This is a genomic window from Nonomuraea composti (genome assembly GCF_012034275.1).
Taxonomy (GTDB): Bacteria; Actinomycetota; Actinomycetes; order Streptosporangiales; family Streptosporangiaceae; genus Nonomuraea; species Nonomuraea composti.
This window is the reverse complement of record NZ_JAATEP010000010.1, coordinates 211,691-234,457: the sequence shown is the minus strand read 5'-3', so window position 1 is coordinate 234,457 and position 22,767 is coordinate 211,691. Positions and strand designations below refer to the sequence as shown.

At 71.0% G+C, this 22,767-nt stretch carries 20 protein-coding genes; 10 read left to right on the top strand and 10 right to left on the bottom strand.

Features of this window, described 5'->3' with window-relative positions; genetic code table 11:
- Nucleotides 1–48: 48 nt before the first annotated feature.
- Nucleotides 49–1,179 carry a non-hydrolyzing UDP-N-acetylglucosamine 2-epimerase gene (wecB, locus tag HCN51_RS17045; RefSeq protein WP_168010570.1) on the bottom strand — a complete coding sequence of 377 codons (1,131 nt, stop codon included), beginning with the start codon at nucleotides 1,177–1,179 and terminating at the stop codon, nucleotides 49–51.
- A gap of 182 nt (nucleotides 1,180–1,361) precedes the next feature.
- Here wecB and HCN51_RS17040 point away from each other — a divergent pair, with 182 nt between their 5' ends.
- The 5 genes from HCN51_RS17040 to HCN51_RS17020 all read left to right on the top strand — a co-directional run bounded on the left by HCN51_RS17040 (nucleotide 1,362) and on the right by HCN51_RS17020 (nucleotide 8,031).
- Entirely contained in the window at nucleotides 1,362–2,918 is a 1,557-nt protein-coding gene (locus tag HCN51_RS17040; protein WP_346433680.1) for a glycosyltransferase family 4 protein, read from the top strand.
- 133 nt (nucleotides 2,919–3,051) lie between these two features.
- Nucleotides 3,052–4,299 carry a nucleotide sugar dehydrogenase gene (locus HCN51_RS17035; protein ID WP_277350002.1) on the top strand — a complete coding sequence of 416 codons (1,248 nt, stop codon included), beginning with the start codon at nucleotides 3,052–3,054 and terminating at the stop codon, nucleotides 4,297–4,299.
- A gap of 19 nt (nucleotides 4,300–4,318) precedes the next feature.
- Entirely contained in the window at nucleotides 4,319–5,407 is a 1,089-nt protein-coding gene (locus HCN51_RS17030; protein WP_080043830.1) for a glycosyltransferase, read from the top strand.
- A gap of 28 nt (nucleotides 5,408–5,435) precedes the next feature.
- Complete coding sequence (locus tag HCN51_RS17025) at nucleotides 5,436–7,253, top strand: DUF4434 domain-containing protein (RefSeq protein WP_168010566.1); 1,818 nt, start codon at nucleotides 5,436–5,438, stop codon at nucleotides 7,251–7,253.
- Between the two features lie 112 nt (nucleotides 7,254–7,365).
- On the top strand, nucleotides 7,366–8,031 hold the full coding sequence (locus HCN51_RS17020) for an NUDIX hydrolase (protein WP_080043828.1): 666 nt from the start codon (nucleotides 7,366–7,368) through the stop codon (nucleotides 8,029–8,031).
- 234 nt (nucleotides 8,032–8,265) lie between these two features.
- Here the strand turns inward: HCN51_RS17020 and HCN51_RS17015 are convergent, their stop codons facing one another.
- The 4 genes from HCN51_RS17015 to HCN51_RS17000 form a co-directional block, all read right to left on the bottom strand.
- Entirely contained in the window at nucleotides 8,266–8,529 is a 264-nt protein-coding gene (locus HCN51_RS17015) for a hypothetical protein (protein ID WP_168010565.1), read from the bottom strand.
- Between the two features lie 223 nt (nucleotides 8,530–8,752).
- Nucleotides 8,753–10,105: a serine hydrolase domain-containing protein gene (locus tag HCN51_RS17010; RefSeq protein ID WP_240972907.1), complete on the bottom strand. Its 1,353-nt coding sequence runs from the start codon at nucleotides 10,103–10,105 to the stop codon at nucleotides 8,753–8,755.
- 134 nt (nucleotides 10,106–10,239) lie between these two features.
- Complete coding sequence (locus tag HCN51_RS17005) at nucleotides 10,240–10,581, bottom strand: hypothetical protein (RefSeq protein WP_168010564.1); 342 nt, start codon at nucleotides 10,579–10,581, stop codon at nucleotides 10,240–10,242.
- 188 nt (nucleotides 10,582–10,769) lie between these two features.
- Nucleotides 10,770–11,513: a glucose 1-dehydrogenase gene (locus HCN51_RS17000; RefSeq protein WP_168010563.1), complete on the bottom strand. Its 744-nt coding sequence runs from the start codon at nucleotides 11,511–11,513 to the stop codon at nucleotides 10,770–10,772.
- 245 nt (nucleotides 11,514–11,758) lie between these two features.
- Between HCN51_RS17000 and HCN51_RS16995 the strand changes: the two genes are divergently transcribed.
- From HCN51_RS16995 to hisC, 3 genes are all read left to right on the top strand, one after another.
- Complete coding sequence (locus HCN51_RS16995; protein ID WP_346433679.1) at nucleotides 11,759–12,655, top strand: LysR family transcriptional regulator; 897 nt, start codon at nucleotides 11,759–11,761, stop codon at nucleotides 12,653–12,655.
- A 206-nt stretch (nucleotides 12,656–12,861) separates the two neighbouring features.
- Nucleotides 12,862–14,451 (top strand): protein kinase domain-containing protein, encoded by a 1,590-nt coding sequence (locus HCN51_RS16990; protein ID WP_206067100.1) that lies wholly within the window; start codon nucleotides 12,862–12,864, stop codon nucleotides 14,449–14,451.
- A gap of 21 nt (nucleotides 14,452–14,472) precedes the next feature.
- Complete coding sequence (gene hisC / locus HCN51_RS16985; RefSeq protein ID WP_206067099.1) at nucleotides 14,473–15,543, top strand: histidinol-phosphate transaminase; 1,071 nt, start codon at nucleotides 14,473–14,475, stop codon at nucleotides 15,541–15,543.
- A gap of 6 nt (nucleotides 15,544–15,549) precedes the next feature.
- Here hisC and HCN51_RS16980 read toward each other — a convergent pair whose 3' ends face one another.
- A complete protein-coding gene (locus HCN51_RS16980) occupies nucleotides 15,550–16,461 on the bottom strand; it encodes an SDR family oxidoreductase (RefSeq protein WP_168010561.1) in 912 nt (303 codons plus the stop codon).
- A gap of 89 nt (nucleotides 16,462–16,550) precedes the next feature.
- Between HCN51_RS16980 and HCN51_RS16975 the strand changes: the two genes are divergently transcribed.
- Nucleotides 16,551–17,123 (top strand): TetR/AcrR family transcriptional regulator, encoded by a 573-nt coding sequence (locus HCN51_RS16975; RefSeq protein WP_168010560.1) that lies wholly within the window; start codon nucleotides 16,551–16,553, stop codon nucleotides 17,121–17,123.
- A gap of 57 nt (nucleotides 17,124–17,180) precedes the next feature.
- Here HCN51_RS16975 and HCN51_RS16970 read toward each other — a convergent pair whose 3' ends face one another.
- Together HCN51_RS16970 and HCN51_RS16965 are read right to left on the bottom strand one after the other, a co-directional pair.
- A complete protein-coding gene (locus HCN51_RS16970; protein ID WP_240972905.1) occupies nucleotides 17,181–18,026 on the bottom strand; it encodes a lytic polysaccharide monooxygenase auxiliary activity family 9 protein in 846 nt (281 codons plus the stop codon).
- A gap of 57 nt (nucleotides 18,027–18,083) precedes the next feature.
- Nucleotides 18,084–19,031 (bottom strand): EamA family transporter, encoded by a 948-nt coding sequence (locus HCN51_RS16965; RefSeq protein ID WP_240972904.1) that lies wholly within the window; start codon nucleotides 19,029–19,031, stop codon nucleotides 18,084–18,086.
- A 132-nt stretch (nucleotides 19,032–19,163) separates the two neighbouring features.
- Here HCN51_RS16965 and HCN51_RS16960 point away from each other — a divergent pair, with 132 nt between their 5' ends.
- Nucleotides 19,164–19,595 carry a rhodanese-like domain-containing protein gene (locus HCN51_RS16960; protein ID WP_168010559.1) on the top strand — a complete coding sequence of 144 codons (432 nt, stop codon included), beginning with the start codon at nucleotides 19,164–19,166 and terminating at the stop codon, nucleotides 19,593–19,595.
- Nucleotides 19,596–19,973: 378 nt separating this feature from the next.
- On the opposite strand, the gene HCN51_RS16955 is transcribed toward HCN51_RS16960, so the two are convergent.
- Nucleotides 19,974–21,263, bottom strand: a complete 1,290-nt coding sequence (locus HCN51_RS16955) for a GTP cyclohydrolase IIa (RefSeq protein ID WP_080043818.1) — start codon at nucleotides 21,261–21,263, stop codon at nucleotides 19,974–19,976.
- Nucleotides 21,264–21,464: 201 nt separating this feature from the next.
- Nucleotides 21,465–22,730, bottom strand: a complete 1,266-nt coding sequence (murA, locus tag HCN51_RS16950; RefSeq protein ID WP_080043817.1) for a UDP-N-acetylglucosamine 1-carboxyvinyltransferase — start codon at nucleotides 22,728–22,730, stop codon at nucleotides 21,465–21,467.
- Between the last annotated feature and the right edge of the window lie 37 nt (nucleotides 22,731–22,767).

Here is a 22,767-nt window from a genome sequence, read left to right as displayed (position 1 = left end):
ACGCCAATCGCTCAGCAGAGGTAAGTCATAGTACGGCGGATATCGCCGTTATTCGGGGCGTTTGCCCTGAGAGGCGGGCGCCAGATTGTCCCCCTTGAGCCAGGCGGCGATCACCGTGGCGATGCGCGGGCCCGACTTGCCGTCCCACAGCACCGGCAGCTCACCGGCCGGGGTGGCGGCGCCGTCGGCGAGGGCCTTCTCCGCGGCGGCCGGCAGCAGAGCGGGCGTGACCAGGCGGTTCGTGCCGTGGGTGATCGTGATCGGACGCTCGGTGTTGGGCCGGACCGTCAGGCAGGGGACGCCCAGCATGGTCGTCTCCTCCTGGACGCCACCGGAGTCCGTGACGACCAGCGCGGCACCGCGGACGAGTGAGAGGAAGTCCACATAGCCCAGCGGGTCGACCACCTTGATCGTCTCGCCGTCCACGAGACCGGCCTCGGCCAGCCGGGCCTTGCCGCGCGGGTGGATCGGCACCACGATCGGGACCTGCCGCGAGACCTCCAGCACCGCGTCCACCAGCTCCTTGGCGGCCTCGGGGGTGTCCACGTTCGCGGGGCGGTGCAGGGTGGCGACCGCGTACCGCGCCGGCAGACCGAGCCGCGCCACCACCGGCGCCGGGTCCAGCTTCGGCAGCGCCGAGAACAGGCTGTCGATCATCGGGTTGCCCACCAGGTGCACCTTCGACGCGGGCACCCCCTCGTTCGCGAGGAACGCCAGCGCCTCCGGCGAGGTGGCGAACAGCAGGTCGGCCAGCGCGTCCGTGACGACCCGGTTGACCTCCTCGGGCATGCCCCGGTCGAACGAGCGCAGCCCCGCCTCCACGTGCGCCGTCGGCACGCCCAGCTTGGCGCAGACCAGGATCGCGGCCAGCGTGGAATTGACGTCGCCGTAGACCACGACCAGGTCGGGGTCCTGCGCCTGGACGACCTCCTCCAGGCCCACGAGCAGCGCCGCGGTCTGCTTGGCGTGGCTGCCGGAGCCGACCCCCAGGTTCGCCACCGGCTCGGGCAGGCCGAGGTCGGCGAAGAAGACGTCGGACATCAGCGCGTCATAGTGCTGACCAGTGTGGATGATGCCCTGCCGCACGCCGAGCTCGCCGAGTGCCCGCACCACCGGGGCCGCTTTCACGAAATTGGGACGAGCACCCAAAACGTGCAGGACCAGGGGGTTCTCCCTCATTGACCTCGCCTTTCATAGCGGAAGGGAAAAAACGCTGCCTATGGTACGGTCCCTGCGTGGCATCCGACGCCAGTCGTCAAGACTCCTCCCGTTCATCAGACAGGGTTTCCGCGAAGTCCGCCCGTGCCGGCGTCGGTGGGCTTCTCAAGGGATTCGTCCAGCACCCGATCATCGTCTCCCGCGTGGTGCTGACGAAGGTCAGATCCGACCCTGTGCGCGTGGCCCAGGCCGCCGCCGACACGCTCCCGCCCAAGCTGCGGCCCATCGTCGGCAGCGTCGCCTGGCCGGCCGCCCGCCGCGCGCGGCGCGCCGTGCGCAAGTTCGGCATGCGTGTGGTCAAGGGGCCGTGGAACGAGGCCAAGGAACATTGGGACGCCGGCCGGGTCAGCGAGGCGGCCGCCGTGCTCGAGGCCCACACCAAGTACCCCTTCGTCAAGCGCAGGGCCGCCTACTACCGGGGCGAGCTGGCCGCGATCAGCCCCGACCCGATCCCGCCGGGCCCCAAGGTGGCCATCCTGAGCCGGGTCCCCAACCGGGTCCTGCACGTGGTCACCAACGCCCTGCCGTACACGCAGGCCGGCTACACCGTGCGCACCCACCGCATCGTCACCTCCCAGAAGGCCGCCGGGATCGACCCGCACGTGGTCACGAGCTGGGGCTGGCCGATGCTGCAGGGGCACGCGGACGCGGCGCCGTACGACGAGATCGACGGCATCCCCTACCACCGGCTGCTGCCCGAGCCGCACCGCGAGATGCCGTTCGAGACGCAGGGCCGCATCATCAGGGGCGCCGACCGGGTCACCAAGCTCACCGCCGAGCTGCGGCCGCAGGTCCTGCACGCCGCCACCGACCACCGCAACGGCTCGATCGCGCACGCCGTGCGCGACCGCACCGGCACCCCGTTCGTGTACGAGGTGCGCGGCTTCCTCGAGGAGACCTGGGCCTCCCGCGACCCCAAGCGCATCGGCAGCCAGCGGCACGTGCTCCAGCGCGAGCGCGAGGCGTTCCTGATGCGCGAGGCCGACGCGGTCGTCACGCTGGCCGAGACGATGGCCGCCGAGATCGTCGAGCGCGGCGTGCCCAGGGAGAAGATCCACCTGGCGCCCAACGCCGTCGACGACTCGCTGCTGACGGCCCACTACGACGGGGCCTCGTTCCGGCGCGCGTACGGCATCGGCGACGACGAGATCGTGGTCGGCTCGGTGTCCAGCATCGTGGCCTATGAGGGCTTCGCCACCCTGCTGCGGGCCGCGGCGCTGCTGCGCGACCAGCGCGCCCCCGTGCGCGTGCTGATCGTCGGCGACGGCACCGAGCGCCCGAACCTGCTGGAGCTGGTCGAGGAGCTGGGCCTGAGCACGGCGATCCTGCCGGGCCGGGTCGGCCCCGACGAGGCGCTGCAGGCCCAGGACGCCATCGACATCTTCGCCTGCCCGCGCGAGGACCTGCGGGTATGCCGACTTGTTACGCCATTGAAACCCGTCGAGGCGATGGCGCTCGGCAAGCCCGTCGTGCTCAGCGATCTGCCCGCGCTGTCCGAGCTGGTCGGCTCCGACGGCGCCGGAATGCTCGTGCCCGCGGGCGATCCGGCCGAGTTGGCCAAGGCCATCGCGGGTCTGCGTGAAGACCCGGCCAAGCGCGCCGAGATGGGCGAGGCGGGCCGCGCGGAAGTGGCGGCGAAGCGGACATGGAGCCGCGTTGCCGAGACTTATCAAGCCCTATACCGTTCGCTTGCCGAATGATGACCATGAATCTTCCTCCCAGTTCTGACGGGTTCGGTCGCATTAGGCGTGAGCTAGGTGGACTTGAGATAACCTTTGCGACCATGAAGTGTTGTTTCCGGCTCCCAAAGGCACAGCTGTGACAGAAATCGACTTGACTGTCATCGGCCTGGGCTACGTCGGCATGCCTCTCGCCAAGGAGGCTGTGGGCGCCGGCCTGCGGGTCGTCGGCCTTGACGTGGACCCCGCCAAGGTCGACGCGCTCAACGCCGGGCAGTCCTACATCGATGACCTTTCCGACGCCGACCTCGAGCACATGCTGGCCAACGGCTTCAGCGCCACGCTCGACGAGTCCGTGCTGGCCAGGAGCAACACGATCGTCATCTGCGTGCCCACCCCGCTCGATGACGACCACCGGCCCGACCTGTCCGCCGTCGAAGGCGCCACCAAGGCCGTCGCCCGCAACCTGAGCAAGGGCACCCTCGTCGTGCTGGAGTCCACCACGTGGCCCGGCACCACCGACGAGCTGGCCCGGCCCCTGCTGGAGACCTCCGGGCTGAAGGCGGGCGAGGACTTCCACCTCGCCTTCTCGCCCGAGCGCATCGACCCGGGCAACCCCAAGTTCGGCCTGCGCAACACGCCCAAGGTCGTCGGCGGCTACACGATGACCTGCCGCGACCGCGCCACCGCGTTCTACGGGCGCTTCATCGAGCAGGTGGTGCCCGTCAGCGGCACCCGCGAGGCCGAGATGGCCAAGCTGCTGGAGAACACCTACCGGCACGTCAACATCGCCCTCGTCAACGAGATGGCGATCTTCTGCGACGAGCTCGGCATCGACCTGTGGGAGGCCATCGAGGCGGCGGCCACCAAGCCGTTCGGCTTCCACAAGTTCCTGCCTGGCCCCGGCGTCGGCGGGCACTGCATCCCCGTCGACCCGTCGTACCTGTCGTACACGGTGCGCAAGCTCGGCTACCCGTTCCGGTTCGTCGAGCTGGCACAGGAAATCAACGAGCGGATGCCCTCGTACGTGGTCGCCCGCGTACAGCGGTTGCTCAACAGGCATAAGAAGCCCGTGAACGGCGCCAGAGTCGTTATGCTCGGCGTCACCTACAAACCGGATATCGCCGACGAGCGCGAGACCCCGGCCCTGCCCGTGGCGCGAGCGCTGCTGGAGCTGGGCGCGGAGCTCTCGTTCGCCGACCCGTACGTCAAGGAGTGGGCGGTGGACGGCACCCAGGTGCCGCGTGAGGAGGATCTGGCCGAGGCCGTGATCAACGCGGACGTGACGCTGCTGCTGCAGCAGCACGCCGCGTTCGACCTCGACATGGTCGAGGCGAAGGCCAAGCTCGTGCTGGACACCCGCGGCGTGCTCGCCGAGGGTGAACGCGTCGAGCGGCTGTAGCGACGGAGGGCTGCGCGCAGTGCACGTGCTCGTCATGACGGTGGTGCATAACCCCGAGGACGCGAGAATTCTGCATCGGCAGATCCGTGCCCTTGTGGATGCCGGTCATGAGGTCACGTACGCCGCGTCGTTCACGGCGCACGGCGTCGTCCCCAGACCGTGGGTCAACGGAGTCGACCTCCCCCGGGCCGCCCAGCGCAAGCGGGTGGCCGCGGTCTGGGCCGCGCGCAGGCTGTTCAAGCGCATGCGCGACAAGGTCGACCTCGTCCTCATCCACGACCCCGAGCTGCTGTTCGCGGTGTGGGGCATCCGCAACAGGCCGCCCGTGGTGTGGGACGTCCACGAGGACACCCCCGCCACGCTCTCGCTCAAGCCCTGGCTGCCGGCGCCGCTGCGGCCGCCGGTGCGCTTCCTGGCCCGCATGCTCGAAGGCACCGCCGAGCGCCACATGCACCTGCTGCTGGCCGAGACGGCCTACGCGGGCCGGTTCAAGCACGCCCACCTCATCGTCCCCAACGAGACGTGGGTGCCCGACTCCGTCACCCCGCCCGGCGACGACCGGATCGTCTACCTCGGCTGGCTGTCCAAGGCGCGCGGCGTGGTCGAGGCGGTCGAGGTGGCCAAGCTGCTGCAGCCGTACCGGGTGGCGGTCGAGCTGATCGGGTACGCCGACCCGCAGAGCCGCCCCATGCTCAACCAGGCCGTCACCGAGGGCCTGCTGGAGTGGCGCGACTTCATGCCCAACGACGAGGCGCTCAAGCGGCTCGACGGGGCACTGGCCGGCCTGTCGCTGCTGCACGACGAGCCGAACTACCGGCACTCCATGCCCACCAAGATCGTCGAATACATGGCGCACGGCATCCCCGTCATCACCACCCCGTCGCCGCGCGCGGTCGAGCTGGTCGAGCGCTACGACAGCGGTGTCGTGGTGCCGTGGGAGGACCCGAAGGCCGTCGCGCAGGCCGTGCTGACGCTGCGCGACGACGTACGGGAGCGGCGGGCGCAGGGCGCGCGGGGCTACGCGGCGGCCCGCGCCAACCACCACTGGCCCAACTCCGCCAAGCGGTTCGTCGCACAGCTCGAAGCCTGGGCCGGGGTCAAGCCGTAACTTCCGAGGGCGGGGTAGGTTCCTGAACGTGCGCTGGCTCTTCCTGGTCGCGGGCGCAGCCATCCTGGCCGTGGTCGCCGCCGTGATCATCGTGCTGCCGTCCGACGACCCGGCCCCCGTCGCGTCCACGTCCGCCGCGCCCAAGCCGGCCAAGACCGAGCCCACGCCGAAGGTGAGCGAGTTCACCGACGACTGTGGAACGTTCGACACCGACAAGAAGGCCCCGTACGCCGTCACCGGCTACTGGATCACCCCCCAGTCGAACCCCTGCACCTGGCGCAAGCAGCTCCAGGAGATCCACGGCGTCGGCGGCGACACCATCATCAGGATCGGCTACGGCCTGCAGTTCCGCACGGTGAACGACGCCGGCCAGATCCTCAAGGAAGGCGAGGTCGACCCGCTCTACAAGCCGTGCGAGGAAGACGGCCTGAGCTGCCACGACGCCGCCCTGAGCGACCTGCAGAAGGCCAACCCGGAGAACCGCGTCGGCCGCGTCTACGTCTACCGCACCGACGAGCTGTTCGGCCAGGACCTGTTCCGCTGCCCCGGCATGGAGCACGCCGTCCAGGCCGGCAAGCGCACCTACTACCGGCTCCTCACCCAGCCCGACGGCTCCGACGACGCCACCTGCGACTTCGAGAGCAAGGCCCGCTCGTACGACATGATCCTCGTGGCCGGCTCCAACAAGGGCGAGGACAGCCTCACTCAGCTCCTCGACCTGGCCGACCAGTTCGGCATGCGCGTCTTCCCCGCGCTGCCGCTCGCCCCCCGCGACTCCAAGAACAAGATCAGGGCCGAGAAGCGCCACCTCGGCACGCTCACCACCCTCACCCGCCGCATCCTCCAGGACTACGGCGCCCGCTTCGAGGGCCGCGACTCGCTCGGCGGCGTCTACCAGCCGTTCGAGGTGCAGATGTCGGCCACCCTCGCCACGAACCCCACCCTTGAGGTGTACGCCGACCAGCACACCATCGTCGAGCAGGAGCTGCGCAAACCCATCCTCATCAGCCCCTACCTCGACGCCCGCAAACGCGTCCCCTTCGGGCAGACGCCCAAGCAGGTGGCCGAAGGGTTCAAGGCCCTGGTGAAGACCGGGGTCGGCATCATCGCGCCGCAGGACAGCCGGGGCACGGGCAAGGTCGGCCTGTTCTGGCCCGACGAGCGCGACCAGGAGGTGGACGAGCGGCTGCGCCCGGTGGTGGGGGAATCGACGTACGACACCGCCTATCACGGCTCGACCCGCGACTACTACCGGGAGATGGCGGCGGCCCGCGAGGAGATGATCGACGAGGGCTACCACGTGGAGCTGTGGGCGAACGTGGAGGCCTTCGAACCATCGGGAGACCGCCCCTGCGCGCCGACGGGCACCCGCGGCAAGACCGACAAGAAACGCCTGGACCAGGCGGTGACGATGGCGGGGCGTTATGTGCAGAAGATCGTCTCCTATATGTGGAGCGATTTCATGACATGTGGCGATCCGTCCCTCGAAACGGAGATTGCCCGGGATTGGCAGCGCCCCATCGCCGTAGACGCCATCCGCCGCCCCCGCGACATCCAGGATGGGGTGGAGGTCCGCGGCTACAACCTCAAGAACAGCACCATCACCATCACGTGGTCGGGGGGCACCAAGGAGATGGTGGTGTCTTCGGTGGGCTGGCTGGACGAGGACCCCATAGAGGAAGAACTACCGGTAGGAATGGCCACGGCCTGGGTCCCCTTCGACTGGACCCAGGTACCGGGCGGGGAATGGGTCCGAATCGGCGTCAAGACACCCACGGGTCAGGCCGCCACGGAGCCGCTCCACGTACGCATCTCCACCCAGGCCGCCGGCACAGAGGGCGGCTGACACCACTCGCTGCGGGACGTGGCGCGGCACGAGAGGCGATCAAGGGAAACCAGCGAACAGCCGGCCATCGTCCGGTTCGCTGGCTGGTACTCCTGCGTGTAACGTGCCTGCCATGGTCCCGAGCATCCCGGTCAGTGTCGACCTGGTCGTGCTCACCGTGCGCAACCAGGCGTTGTGCGCCCTCGTGTGGCGCCGCGACAACCCGCCGTTCCTGCGCCGCTGGTCGCTCCCGGGCGGCTTCATCCAGCTCGACGAAGACCTCCCGGCCGCCGCCCACCGCCTCCTCGCCGAACGGGCCGGCCTCCCGGGCGCCCCCGTCCACTTGGAGCAGCTCCAGACGTACGGCTACCCCGACCGCGACCCCCGCCAGCGCGTCCTGAGCGTCGCCTACCTCGGCCTGGCCCCCGACCTCCCGGCCTCGGAAAAGGCCCACATGAGCTGGCAGCCGATCGACTCACTCACCGTCATGGCGTTCGACCACCGCCGCATCATGCTGGACGGCATCGAACGCGCAAGAGCCAAACTGGAGTACACCTCCCTGGGCGCCGCCTTCTGCCCCCCGGAGTTCACCGTCGCAGACCTCCGCAGAGTGTACGAAATCGTCTGGGGCCGCCCCCTCGACCCCCGCAACTTCCACCGCAAGGTCACCAAGGCAGAAGGCTTCCTCCTGGAAACCGGCGGCACCACCACCCGCGACGGCGGCCGCCCCGCCAAGCTCTACCGCCGCGGCCCCGCCGAACTCCTCCACCCGCCGATGCTCCGCAGCCTCAAGGAGTAACGACCGGGCACCAGCTTCCCTCTCACCCGCGCGCCCTCAAGAGCTGTCGCCCCATGTTCCCCGGACAGGCAGGCGCAAGGGCGGTCCGAGTCGAGGCAGCCATCCCGACTTGTCAGTCGGCATGAGAACTGGCTGCGTGCCCTTGACCATGGCCATCAGGCGAGTCATGCCATTCGATCAGGCCAAGGAGCAGGTGAGCCGCAATGCGTAGAAGGGCACGCGGCCCAAGGTCAGTCATGACCGCAGCGACCTGCGCTCCGGCACCCTTCGCCAGAGCAACACCGCCAGGCGGCCCAGCGAGACCAGCACGCCAGGCCCCATCATGATCACCACCATCCCCTCATCCCATCGGGTGGAGATCAGCCACCAGGCCAGCAGTCCCGACGTCACGATGTGCCCGCCCAGCACAAGCACCCGCACCTGCCGTCTGGCCAAGGTCAGGAGCGGCGGCACGACCCAGACGAGGGCGAAACCGTAGATGACGAACATTGCGGCCATGGGGAGACGTCCTTTGCTGCTGAGGTCGTCGGGGTTCGCGGCCGTGCCGGATCAACTACAACGATTCTTTCACCGGCCCCGGCCACGAACGGGCCCACCCCTTGGGACGGTCGCAGGCGTTGCGGCGGCACAAGCTGAGGGGGCCCGTGTGCCAGCCGAGCGCCGGAAGATGAGGCGGTTCGATGCGCCTCCTCCGCGGGAGGCCGCAGGTGCCCGCGCGTCGTCAGCTCGCCGTCTGGCCGTCGCAGAACACCGCCTTGATCAGCGTGTCGAGGGCCTGCGGGAACTTCGCGGCCGGGGACCTCGTGGCGTCGTCCACGTAGTTCAGGGAGGCGGTGAGGGTCTTGCGGCCGTCGGGGGAGCTGTACATCAGTGCCCCGTAAGCGTGCGGCGGGCTGCCGTTGTGCTGGTAGACGGTGCCGCAGCCGGGGCCGAGGTCCTGGACGAACAGGCCGAAGCCGTAGCTCTGCTTCGGGTGCGGGGTGCGCATCTGGGCCAGCAGCGGGGCGGGCAGGAGCCGGCCGCTGTTGAGGGCGGAGAAGAACGTCTGGAGGTCCTTGGTCGTGGAGATCATGTCGCCGGCGCCGCTCAGCAGGGACATGTTCTGGCGGGAGACGTCCACCACCTTCCACTCGCCGGTGGCGTCCTGGTAGCGGTAGTAGCCGTGGGCGTGCGGGCCGGGGAGCTGTGTGCGGTTGCCCGGCACCACCGTGTTCTTCAGGCCGAGGGGGCGCAGGATCCGGCGGGCCAGCTCGTCGGCGAAGGAGCGGCCGGTCACCTGCTCGATCACCAGGCGGGCCAGCGTGTAGTTGGTGTTGGTGTAGCTCTGGTCCGTGCCGGGCTCGAAACGGGGCGGCTTGGACAGCGCCACCCGTACCAGCTCCTCGGGCTGGTAGGCGTGGAACCGGTTGGCCAGCCAGTCGTCGCCCGTGGCGGGGATGCCCAGAACCCACGTGCCGTCGGGGTCGAAGTCGCCGGTGTAGTTGAACAGGCCGCTGGTGTGTTGCAGGAGCATCCGTACGGTGATCCGCTCGTCCAGGCCGAACTCGGGCAAATGGGTGGCGACCGGATCGTCCAGCCCCAGCTTGCCCTCGGCCACCAGCTGCAGCACCACCGTCGCGGTGAAGGTCTTGGTGACGCTGCCGACCCAGAACCGGCCGTTCGCCGGTGGCTTGGCCGGCTGGCCCAGCTTGCTCGATCCGGCGGTGCCCACCCATTCGCCGTTCGCGTCCCGTACGCGGGCCTGGATCCCGAGGAAACCGGCGTCGATGAATGCCTGGATGGCCTGCTGAAGCTCCGGGCGGTTCTGCCCGGAGGCGGCGGCTGCGGCATCCTGCGACACCGGGGCGTCGCCGTCTGCGGTCGCCCGGCTGCCGGCGGATGTGCGGCCGTCGACCGGGGTGGTGGCGGCCATCGCAGGGGTGGCGGCGCCGGACAGAAGTGCGGCTGCCAGTGCCGCGACTCCCGCTCGCCGCAAGGTCCTCGTGGTGCGGGCCCCCGTGATCGGGGTGCGCACGTCGTTGCTGTCGTCACTCGTCTTCTGCGGCCCACCGGCCGTGATCGCTGCACCGTTCATGGCGCTTACCATCGCGGGCTGCTCTGATACGGGGCCGTCGCGGAGCTGACGCGACCGCTGGCACGCCCCGACCGCTGTGCCTCTCCCATGAGCGAGGCCCTCCGCTCGGTCAAAGCGAAGGGCCTCATGCGGGGCTACTGCGTCGAGCCGAGCCGGACGGCGAACGCCTGTACGCCGGTGGGTGCGTCCCAGGTGGCTCCGACGCCGACCAGGGCCCAGCCGCCGGAGCAGTCGGGGGTGCCGTACAGGAATGCGGTGTCGGTGGTGTCGTTGGAGAAGCGGATCGCGCCGCCGCTCAGCTCCAGGCAGGTGTCGCTGGGCGGCTCCACCACCTGGAACGGCTGCCCGGCGGGGGTGATCCAGGTGTAGGTGCCGGAGGCTGCCTGGGCGGCCGGTGCGGCGAGGAGGACGATGGCGAGCGGGGCCGCGAGTGCCACCGCCACCCTTCCCCATGCGTACTGCGTGTATCGGCTCATGAACCGAAAGTAAGCGGACGGCCGCGCGAGCACCATATGTCATGCGATCTCGGCACAGCACGTATTCGCAGGTCGGTGCCGTTGCTCAGGTTCAGGGTCCCAAGCGGGGCCGGTGACGAACGCGCGCGCCGGGCGATGAACGCACATGCCGGGCCACGAACGCGCGCCTGGCGATTCTCGCCGCGCCGTCAGAGCTGGGAGCCGCCGCCGTCCACGGTGAGCTCGGCGCCCGTCGTGTACGTGGCCTCGAACGCCAGGAACACCACCGCCCTGGCGACCTCCTCAGGCGTGCCCATGCGGAGCATCGGGTTGTCGGCGGCCATCTGCGCCTTCATCTGCTCGGCCGCCTCCCTGGGCATCGACTTCTCCAGGATGCCGGAGTCGATCGGGCCGGGGCTGACCGCGTTGACGCGGATCCTGCGGGGCAGCAGCTCGCGAGCGAGGCCGCGCGTCATGGAGCGCAGCGCCGCCTTGCTCGCCGCGTACGCGCTGAGCATCGGCAGGCCGAGCACGTTCGCGACGGAGGTGGTGAGGACGACGCCGCTGCCCTCGGCGAGCAGCGGGGCGAGCTTCTGCACGGTGAAGTACGGCCCCTTCGCGTTGATGGCCATCAACTGGTCGAACAGCTCCTCGCTCGTCGCCTCGAACGGCGCGAACCCGTTCACGCCCGCGTTGGCGAACAGGGCGTCGATGCTGCCGAACGCGGCCTTGGCCCGGTCGGCCAGCGCGTCGATGTCGGGTGCGGACGACGCGTCGCTGCGTACCGCGATGGCGTCGCCGCCGAGCTGCTCGCGGGCGGCGTCCAGGGTGTCCTGGTTCCGTCCGGTGATCAGCACGCGTGCTCCGCCGGCCGCCAGCAGCCGCGCGGTGGCCAGGCCGAAGCCGCTGCTGCCGCCCGTGATGACGACCTTCTTGCCTTCGTACTCGCCCATATCCGGGCACCCCCCAATGTCGCTCGTCGTGTTCCCGTCCTGGTGGAGTGGCGGGACGAGATCGAGTGAACACCCGCTCTGACCTGGGCGTCCAAGACCTGGTTCGCACCTCGGCATGCGGAATCCGTATGACGGCTTACAGTGAGGAAGTGTCCGAAATCGCCGCATCGCCACCGCCGGTCGGCGCCGGAGCCCGCCCAGGCACGGGCCCAGACCCAGGCGCAGGGGCAGGGGCCGAGCCGGAGGTGCATTTCGATCTCGACCTGCGGCTCGTGCGGTACTTCACGGTCGTCGCCGAGCATCTCAACTTCGCCAGGGCGGCCGCCGCGCTCCATCTCGCCCAGCCGTCGCTGAGCCGCCAGATCCAGCGCCTGGAGGAGATGCTGGGCGTGCGCCTGCTCGAACGCACCACCCAGGGCAGCCGCCTGACCGCGGCGGGGGCGGCGTTCCTGCCGCAGGCGCAGGCGTTGCTGCACGCCGCCCGCCGGGCGGCGCTGAGCGCGCGGGCCGCCGCGCCGCCGCGCACGATCACCGTCGGCTACCTCGAAGACCTCGTCATCACCCCCGCCGTACGCGATCTGCGCCGCCGCCACCCGGACGCCCACGTCCGCACCCGTCACCTCGACTGGGACGAGGCCCGCGCCCTGCCCGACGGCCAGGTGGACGTGCTGGTCGCCCGCACCCCGCTGCCGATCCCGGGCGACGGCCTGACCGAGACCGTCCTCTACGACGAGCCCCGCGTCCTGCTCGTGCCCGCCGGTCACCGCCTGGCCGGCGAGGAGTCGCTGACCCGCGACGACTTCGCGGACGACCCTCTGGTGGCCTGCGCGGGCGTGGCCCCGATGTGGGCGCGGTTCTGGCGGCTGGAGCCGCGCCCGGACGGCCAGCCGGCGCCGCTCGCCCTGGTCGTCGACACGTTCGAGGACAAGCTGGAGCTGGTCGCCGAGGGCCGGGCCCTCGCGGTCGTCCCGGCCGGCGACCGGCGCGTCACGCTGCGGGACGACCTCGCCACCGTCCCCGTCGAAGGCATCGAGCCCTGCCAGGTGGTCGTGGTGCACCGCACGGGCGACCGTAACCCGCTCGTCGCCGACTTCATGACGTCCGCCAGGACGTTCCTCACCTCGCCGTGGACGGCCGGCTGAGGTAGGGGCTTCCCGGCCCGGCGCCGGGTGTCACGCTTGGCCGGTGACCTCACGGAGCGGCCCGGTGCCATCAGTGGGTGGGGCCAGCTAGGTGACGAATGGTGATGAACCGGTGACGATGGCAGCTTGTGCCCTCTAAGATCTGTTGGGCCCGTACCCCTGGCGACAAGGAGACGACGGTTGATCGCGACGGCGGCAGCGGCGCGGTGACATCCCTCGCGGGCCGGTACCGGCTGCTCGCGCAGCTCGGGCAGGGCGGCATGGGCACGGTCTGGCGGGCGATGGACGATCTGCTCCGCCAGGAGGTGGCGATCAAGGAGGTCCGCCTCCCGCCGAACCTCGACGAGAGCGCCCGCTCCGAGCTGGTCGACCGCACGCTGCGCGAGGCGCGGGCCGCGGCGGCGCTGCGCGACCACCCGTCCATCGTGACCGTGCACGACGTGGTGCTCGACGACGGCCGCCCCTGGATCGTCATGGAGCTCGTGCGTGGGCGCTCCCTCGACCGGGTGGTACGCGACGACGGCCCCCTCCCGCCGGCCCGGGTCGCCGGGATCGGCCTGCGGATGATCGAGGCGCTGTCGGCGGCGCACGCGTCCGGCATCCTGCACCGCGACGTCAAGCCCGCGAACGTCATGCTCACCGACGACGGCCGGGTGCTGCTGACCGACTTCGGCATCGCGACCATCGCCGGCGACGTCGCGCTCACCCAGACCGGGCTGCTGTCCGGCTCGCCCGGCTACATCGCCCCCGAGCGGCTGCGCGGCGAGCCGGACGGCCCGCCCGCCGACCTGTGGTCGCTCGGCGCCACGCTCTACCTGGCGGTGGAGGGCGCCCCGCCGTTCTCGCGGCACAACGAGGCGGCGGTGCTGGCGGCCGTGCTGATGCAGGAGCCCGCCCCGTTCCGGCTGGCGGGGCCGCTCGGCCCGGCACTGGCCGCGATCCTGGAGAAGGACCCGGCCCGCCGCTGCTCCCCTGAGCAGGCGACCGCCTGGCTGACCTCCATCGCCCAAACAGCTCAAGGCGCCCAAGAAGCCACAGGTGCTCAAGCAGCCCAAGGTGGGCCGGGTGCCGGGACGGCTCCCGGCCGGCAGCAGGGGCCGCCGTTCGGCGGCCCGCAGCCGCTCACGCAGGACAGCGGACCGCGCCGCCGTCGCCGCACCAAGGCCGTCGTGGGCGCCGCGCTCGCGCTGGTCCTGCTCATGACCGCGGGCGTGGTCGTCATCCCGCAGCTCTTCCCGAACGTCATCCGCCTCATCGGCTACGCCCTGTCGCCCCCCAGCACCACGATCCCGACCTTCAAGCCGCGCCCGACGGCGTCGGCCACCCCGGCCACGCCGCTCATCGGCGAGTTCGAGGCGTGCGAGCTGCTGACGACCACGCAGGTCCGCTCCCTGTTCGGGCACACCGTGAAGCGCCAGTGGCTGACGGACGCGTCGTGCTCCTGGCGCGGCGGCACGTACCAGGTGCTGACCGTGATGGCGTACCGCGCGCCGAGCACGTCGGTGGCGGGCACCATGCACGAGCAGACCGTGAAGTACATGCGGGACGAGCCGAAACGCAACCCGGGCACCAAGTTCCGCGAGCGCCCCGACATCGGCGAGGACGCGTACAGCCACACGGGCCGGCTCTGGGAGGGCTTGCCGTCCTACATGACGAAGGTCGCGTTCACGGTCTCGAACGTCTCGGTGACCGTCAGCCTGCAGCGTGGCGAGCCGGGCGACGCGGGCTCGCAGAAGGTCGCCAAGCTGGTCGCGGACGCACTTCGGAAGCGGGTGCAGCGCGGGGGCACGGGTTGATGCCTCATCTAAAGTGATGCCATGCCTCGTTTCCGCCACATCCTCGACACCATGGCCGCCTACAAGCCGGGCAAGGCGGTCGCCGCGCCCGACGGGCGCTCGTACAAGCTGTCTTCCAACGAATCCCCGTACGACCCGCTGCCCTCCGTGGTCGAGGCCATCGCCGAGGGGGCGCGGCAGGTCAACCGCTACCCCGACCCCGCCTCCGTCAAGCTGACCGAGGCCATCGCGGAGCGCTTCGACGTGCCGGCCGAGCACGTCGCGCTCGGCGCCGGGTCCGTGACGGTCGCGCAGCAGCTCTTCGAGACGGTGGGGGAGCCGGGCGCCGAGGTCGTGTACGCGTGGCGGTCGTTCGAGGCGTACCCGCTGCTCGCGGACCTGGCCGGGGTCACCTCCGTCACGGTGCCGCTGGCGGGCGAGGACCACGACCTGAACGCCATGGCCGAGGCGATCACCGACCGGACCCGCATGGTGTTCGTGTGCAACCCGAACAACCCGACGGGCACCGCCATCCGCCGGGCCGAGCTGGAGGCGTTCCTCGCCCGGGTGCCCGAGGACGTGCTGGTGGTGCTGGACGAGGCGTACCGCGAGTACGTGCGTGACGAGGACGTCCCCGACGGCCTCACCCTCTACCGCGACCGGCCGAACGTCGCCGTCCTGCGCACCTTCTCCAAGGCGTACGGGCTGGCGGGCCTGCGGGTCGGCTACCTGATCGCGCCCGAGCCGGTGGCGACGGCGGTACGCAAGACGATCATCCCGTTCGCGGTGAACCATCTCGCGCAGGTCGCCGCCGTCGCCTCGCTGCGGGCCGAAAATGAGCTGCTGGACCGGGTCGAGCGGGTGGTCAAGGAGCGCACGCGGGTGCGTGAGGCGCTCATCGCGCAGGGCTGGACGGTGCCGCCCACGGAGGCGAACTTCGTCTGGCTGCGCCTCGGCGCGCACACCCCCGCGTTCGCCGCGGCCTGCGCCGAGCAGGGGGTGGCGGTGCGGCCGTTCGGGGAGGAGGGCGTGCGCGTGTCGATCGGCTCCCCGGAGGCCAACGACGCCTTCCTCGCGGTGACCGGCGAGCTGGTAGGGAAGATGAACGGTTAAGGCCGTTCAGGCGAAGTAGTGGCCGAGGTCGAGGTCGGCGAGCAGGCCCGGGTGGGCCGGCTGCCAGTCGAGCAGCCGCCGGGTGTGCTCGCTGCCGGCCGGGTTGTCGAGCGAGACGACGGCCGCGAGGAACCCGAAGTGGGCCTCCGCCTGGTCCTGTGGGATGGCGGCGACGGGCACGTCCAGGTGCCTGCCGATGGCCTCGGCGATCTGCCGCAGCGGCACGCCCTCGTCGGCCACGGCGTGCAGCCGTGAGCCGGCGGGCGCCCGCTCCAGGGCGAGGCGGTAGACGCGGGCGGCGTCGAGGGTGTGGACGGCGGGCCAGCGGTTGGCGCCGTCGCCGAGATAGCCGGACACGCCCTTCTCCCGCGCGGTGGCGATGAGCATCGGGACGAACCCGGCGCGGTCGAGCTCGCTGTGCACGGTCGGGGGGAGCCGCACGACCGAGGACCTGATGGCGCTCTCCGCCAGCTCGCCGACCAGGTTCTCGGCGCCGATGCGGGCGGCCAGGCCGGGGCCGCGGGTCAGCACGACGTCCTCGGTGGCGGGGCCCGCCGAGGCGTGGGCCAGCAGCGCCGTCCCGGAGGTGCCGACGAAGGGCTTGCCGGTGCCGGCGAGCGCCTGGCGGAAGGCCCGCAGGGCCGCCAGGTCGGTCTCCACGGCGGTGGCGAGGTCTCCCGCCATCATCGCGTCGTGCTTGAAGGCGAGGTGGATGACGCCGTCGGCGTCGGCGGCGGCCTCGCGCAGGCCGTCGAGGTCGTCGAGGTCGCCGGGGCGGGCCTCGGCGCCGAGCGCCTTCAGCGCGGCGGCGGAGTCGTCGGTACGCGCCAGGCCGACGACCTGGTGACCGGCGGAGAGCAGCTCGGGAACGACGGCGGAGCCGATGTGGCCCGTCGCTCCGGTGACGAAGACACGCATGAAGAAGCCTCCTGGGCCCTCAGTGATAGGACTTGGTCTCATCACTGTAGCACGCGATGGGACTCAGTCTCATCGCGTAGAATTCCGCCATGGGGCGATGGGAGCCGAACGCGCGCGAGCGCCTGGAACGTGCGGCGCTGGAGCTGTTCGAGGAGCGCGGCTACGACAGCACCACCGCGGCGGGCATCGCCGAGCGCGCGGGGCTGGCGAAGAGCAGCTTCTTCCGGCACTTCGCCGACAAGCGGGAGGTGCTGTTCGGCGGGCAGGAGGTGTTCAACCGCCTCGTCGCCGACGCGATCACGGGCTCGCCCCCCGAGGCGACGCCGATCGAGATGCTGGGCGCGGCGCTGGACGCGGTGGCGGTCGTCTTCACCGACGAGCGGCGCGCGCTGGCCCGCCGCCGCCAAATCATCGTCGCCGGGCACGACGACCTGCGCGAGCGCGAGTTGCTCAAGCTCGCCGCGCTCACCGGGTGCCTGTCCGACGCGCTGCGCGGGCGCGGCGTCCCCGACCCGGCCGCCGGCCTGGCCGCCGAGCTCGCCGGCCTCGCCTTCCGCAACGCCTTCGCCCGCTGGATCGACCCGGCCAACGACCAGGGCTTCGCCACCATCGCCCGCCAAGAGCTCAAGGCCCTGGTGGCCGCCACCGCCACCCTGACCTGACCCACCTCCCAGGCCAGTCCGACGCCGTGGGATGGCGATTGGCCGGCCGGTGGCCGGTCAGCCGGGCCGGCGGTGGCGGAGGCGGCCGATGAGCAGGCCCATGGTGCCGGCGCAGCCCGCGAGCACGACCGAGCCGCCCACCAGCCAGCTGGCGTCGGCGCGCCCGGCGCGGGCCTGGGTGCTCACCGCCGCCTGCCTGACGGGCGGGGCGCCGCCGGCCACACCCGCTCCGGCGGCGCCGGTGGAGGGCCGGAAGAGCACGTCCGAGCAGGAGTAGTAGGTGTCCGGGGTGTCGGAGTTCTGCCAGATCGTGTAGATGAGATGGCGGCCGGTCCTGGCGGGCAGCCGCCCCTTGATCGTGTAGGACCCGTTCTTGAAGGCGGGGTCGGTGGCGGTGAGGAACGGCTCGCGCTCCAGGTCGGCCCACCGCAACGGCTTGGCGGGGTCGTAGCCCTTCTTGGTGACGTACAGCCGGAAGGTGCCCCGGTGCGGGATGGTGCCGCGGTACTTGAAGGTGAAGCGGGCGCCGGGCCGTACCTGGGTGGCGGGCCAGTCGGCGCGGGCGAGGTCGAGCCCCTTGAAGGCGGGCAGCCCGCCGCTGCACAGCTTCCCGTCGGGGATCACCTGGCGGTCGCGCCCGGCGACGTCGGGGACGCGCAGGTCGTCCCAGGCGCGGGGCAGGACGCCACCGCTCGCCCGCACGGCCGCCCGGCAGGCCGCGGACCGGGCCGCGGCGGCGGTGCCTTCCGCGCCACAGGCGGCGGCCCTGCTGGCCGGCTCCTCCAGCGCGCCGTGCGCCTGCATCCCAACGGAGGCGGGCCCGGCGGGCACAGCAATGGACGCGGCAGCGGGCCCGGCGGCCAGCGACGATGCCGCCAGCAGCGCGACGATCATGAATCCCATCCGGCAAGACCTCCCGGTTCCGTCCCACCGGAGGTACGCACGCCGGACGCCAAGGGTTCAGGCCGAGGAGGCGACCTTCTCGGGTTCGAGCGCCGCCCTGGCCCGGGCCCGCCGCTCGGTGGAGACGACGAGGGCGACGCCGACGAGGATCACCAGGCCGCCGAGCACGATCTGCACGGTGACGTGCTCGTTGACGACCAGCACGCCCAGGATGACGGCGACGATCGGGTTGACGTACGCGTACGTCGAGACGAGGGAGATGGGCGCGTTGCCGAGCAGCCACGTGTAGGCGGTGAAGCCGACGAGCGACCCCACCAGCACGAGATAGGCGAGCGCCGCCCACGAGCGCCCGGACACGGCGGCGAAGTCGAGCCGTTCCCCGATGGAGGCGCCGACTATGGCGAGCCCGGCGCCGCCGGCGAGCATCTCGATGGCGCTGGCCGTCCACACGTTGGGCGGCATGGGGATGCGCGACGACAGGAACGAGCCGATCGACCAGGACACGGAGCCGAGCAGGATGATCACGATGCCGGTGGTGCCGGCGCTCTCGCCGCCGCCGTTCAGCGACAGGGCGGCGACGCCGCCGAAGCCGACCAGCACGCCCACCAGGGTGAGCATGGCGGGCCGGTCCCTGAACACGAGCCGCAGCACGACCAGCCACAGCGGCACGGACGCCACGAGCAGCGCGGCCAGGCCGCTGGAGATGTGCTGCTCGGCCACGGCCACCATGCCGTTGCCGCCGGTGAGCAGCAGCAGCCCGACCAGCGCGGCGCCGCCGAGCTGCTTGAGCGTCATCCTGAAGGGCGCGAGCCTCTTGGTGACGAGGAGGAAGGCGGCGAGCAGCAGGGCGGCCGAGACGAACCGCATGGCGCCGTGGAACAGCGGCGGCATGGTCTCGATGGCGATCCTGATGCCGAGGTACGTCGAGCCCCACACCACGTAGACGATCGCCAGCGCGCCCCAGATCATGAGGGTCCGGCGACTGTCAGCAGTGTTTGCACTCATGGCTCATGAACTTACAGGGCATCTCCGACAAAATGCTCGCGGGTATCAGACTTCGGACAATGGCGGGATATTAGCGATAGGCGGCTTTCACGCCACTGGTGGCTCCACGGCCGTGCCCGGCAGGATCGAGCCATGTCGAACACCGCCGCCATCGCGCACTTCTCCGCCCGCCTGTCCTTCGAGACCGACGTCTCCGACGTCGCCGCCGACCTGCTCGCCGGCACCCCGGGCCTGGTCGTCGTCGACTCGCGCAGCCGCGAGAGCTGGGACCAGGGCCACATCGAGGGCGCCGTGCACCTGCCGACCCGCGAGATCGCCGCCAGGGCCGGGGCGATGGTGCCGAAGGACGCGGCGGTCGTGACGTACTGCTGGGGGCCGGGCTGCAACGGCGCCACCCGCGCCGCGCTGGAGTTCGCCAAGCTCGGCTATCAGGTCAAGGAGATGATCGGCGGCTTCGAGTACTGGGCGCGGGAGGGCTTCCCCGTGGAGACGGCCTCGGGGGTCACGCGCCGCCCGGTGGACGCGCTGACGGCGCCGATCTCCGGCGCCGCCTGTGCCTGTTGACCGGACGGTGAACGGGGCTCCAGCGGCTCCACAGCGCCGTACAGCCGTCTTTCCGGCCCCTTGGGGCGCACAAGTCCGCCCGAAACCCGCCAGATCAGTACCACAACGGGGAGCGACTGCTCGAAATCGCCGCCAATCGGAGAGATTCGTTCATCAAGAACGACACCTCTGGGCGGAGGCCGGCGGCGGAAGAATTTGGTGCCCCCGTCCGAATCTCGTCGATCGGGGGCGTCGGAGAACATACCCCCATCTACACGGGCCAACCAATGAGTTCATGAGAGTCAAGCCGCAAGTTTGCGAACCTGACACCTTCCGTCAAGGCCGAAGGCATGCCAAGGGGCGGACCCGCTCATGGCGGGCCCGCTCCGTGGCGGCCGCTCAGCGCGGCCCGAGCTTCTCCACGATCAGCCGGTAGAGCTGACGCGGCCGGCCGGGCTGCGGCGTACGGTTCGGCGGAAGCGGCCACGCGAGTCCCTCGTCAACCAACGTGCGCAGCAACCGCCGGGCCGTACGAGGCGTGACCCCGAGCATCTTGCCGGCGCCCTCGGCATCGACCACGGTGTCGCCGCCTTCGAGCTTGGCCGCCAGTCTGGCCAGCACCTCCACCCCCTTCGGCTTCAGTGCGGTGGCTCCGGCGGGCGGCATCCGCGGGGCCGGGATGAGTGCCCGCCCCTCGCGGTCGACCGCGAAGCCCTGTGCCTGTTTGCCCGCCTGTGTCCGGGCCAGCGCGGCCCTGGCGTGCGACTCGGCGTCGTGCGTCGTGCGCCCCATGCCCACACCGACCTCGACCGCCAGCCCCAGCTCGTCCCTGATCCTGGCGGCGAACGGCAACACCCGGAACCCGTCGGTGGCCGCCGCGATCGAGCCCCTGGTGGCGGTCACCAGGTAGCTGTGATCGTCGATCGGCCAGACGGTGGCGTTGATCCGGTTCGCCTCCTGGACCAGGAGCCGGTGCAGCGACAGCCGCAGCTCGTCGCGCCAGTAGCGCGGCGCGGCACGGCGTACCGGCTCGCGCAGCGTCGGCACCTCCACCAGCACCACGGTGAGCTGCGACTCCTCCAGCCGGTGGTGCGCGCCGAGCAGCGCCGCGGTGTGCAGCGCCGTGCGGACCGCCGCGGAGGTCGGCCTGATCCTGATGACCGGCACGCCCGCGGTGTGCAGGCGCTCGGCCACCGCGGGCAGGCACGTCAGTGCTCCCGTGGTGGCGCCCTGGCGGGCCAGGCGTTCGTGGTAGGCCGCGATCGTGCCGGTGGCGCCCGGCTCGTCGCGGCTGTGCACGTCCGCCGCGGGGATGCCGAGGTCGGTGTACGCCTCCTCGACATCGGCCCTGCTGACCACGTCGATGCTGACCCGCTGGGGGTCCATGCGGGGGTCGAGCGCGGCCTTGGCCAGCGCCGCCACCAGTGCTGCTCCGCCGAGTTGCACGTACGTCGCGGGCATCGTCAGCACGCCGGATCGCCTGGCCAGGTCATAGGGGACCGGGCTGGCGAACAGGCATGCGTCGACACCGGGACCGAGCCGCGTCACCTTGTCGGGCGCCTCCTGCTCGTCGCGGTACGCGGCCGCGACCAGGCGACACGGCAGCGGCGCCGCGGCGTGACCCATCAGCATGACTCGCTCGACCAGGTCGTGGGGTCCGACCACGCCGATGGTGAGGTCCGGTGTCATAGCGCCCGGGCGTGACACTCGGGGAGTTTCTTCGGCCCTCTCGACCAATGTTCGTCCCATCCTGCCGTCCGTTGCAGTGCTCTCTTTTGGAACGATCGCTCGCGGGGGCCGTAATGTCACGCCCGACTTTTCCGGAAAGCCGTTCTGGTTGACCGCCCGACATCATGTTTTAGCAGCTCAACGAGGCATTTCTCGCGCTTTTTAGCGTTCGGAAATCTCTCGTGTAATGTCCGCCCCGAGAGCGCGCATTCGCGCGGCGAGATGCGCGTGACCGCGATCGATCAGGTATCCCGAGTCGATCAGGGTCTCGCCTTCGGCCGCGAGGCCGGCGAGCACGAGCGCGATGCCGGAGCGCAGGTCGTGCGCCGTCACCTGGGCGCCGGTCAGCGGCGTGCGGCCGCGCACGATGGCCCGGCTGCCGTCGACCTCGACGTTCGCGCCCATCTTGTTCAGCTCGCCGGCCAGCGCGAAGCGGCCGTCGAAGATGCGCTCGTGGATGTAGCTGGTGCCTTCGGCCAGCGCGGCGACCGTCATCATCGGCGACTGCAGGTCGGTGGCGAAGCCGGGGTAGGTGTCGGTGATGATGTTGATCGGGCGCAGCGGGCCGTCGCAACGGACGTGCAGGACGGCTCCCTGGCGGTGGAACTCGACGCCCATCTGCTCCAGCTTGTAGCGGACGACCCCGAGGTCGAGGCCGGTGCCGACGAGGCTGACCTCGCCCTTGGTGAGCGCCGCCGCCATGGCGAAGACGCCGGCGTCGAGGCGGTCGGGCATCACGGTGTGCTCGACGGCGTGCAGCTCCTCGACGCCCTCGACGGTGATGAACCCGGTGCCGCCGCCGCTGATGCGCGCGCCCATCTTGGTCAGCATGTCGATGACGTCGAGGACCTCGGGCTCCAGCGCCGCGTTCTCGATCACGGTGGTGCCCTTGGCCAGGGCGGCGGCCATGATCAGGTTTTCGGTGCCGGTGTGGGAGGGGGTGTCGAGGTAGAGGGTCGCCCCGGTCAGGCCCGACGCCTTGACGTGGATGACGGTCTCGCCCTCGTCCACGATCGCGCCCAGCCGCTTGTAGCCGAGGTAGTGGAAGTCGAGGTTGCGGCTGCCGAGGTTGCAGCCGCCGACCCCTTCGACGACCGCCTCGCCGAGGCGGTGCAGCAGCGCGGGGGTGAACAGCACCGACCCGCGGAAGCGCCGGGCGATCTCGGCGGGCAGGACGGGGCTGTTCACCCGGGAGGCGTCGATGACCAGCGTGCGCTCGGACTCGTGCAGCTCGACGTACGCGCCGACCGCCTCGGCCAGCTCGACCGCGCGGCGGACGTCCTCGATGATCGGCACGTTGCGCAGGACCGTGCGGCCCTTCGGGGCGAGCAGAGCCGCACCGATCATGGGAAGCACGGCGTTCTTCGCGCCCTGAATGAACGCGGTTCCACGCAGTGCGTTGCCACCGCGCACGCGGTAACGGACCATTCGTGCGGCTCCTTGAATTCAGCGGTGAGGGCTCGAT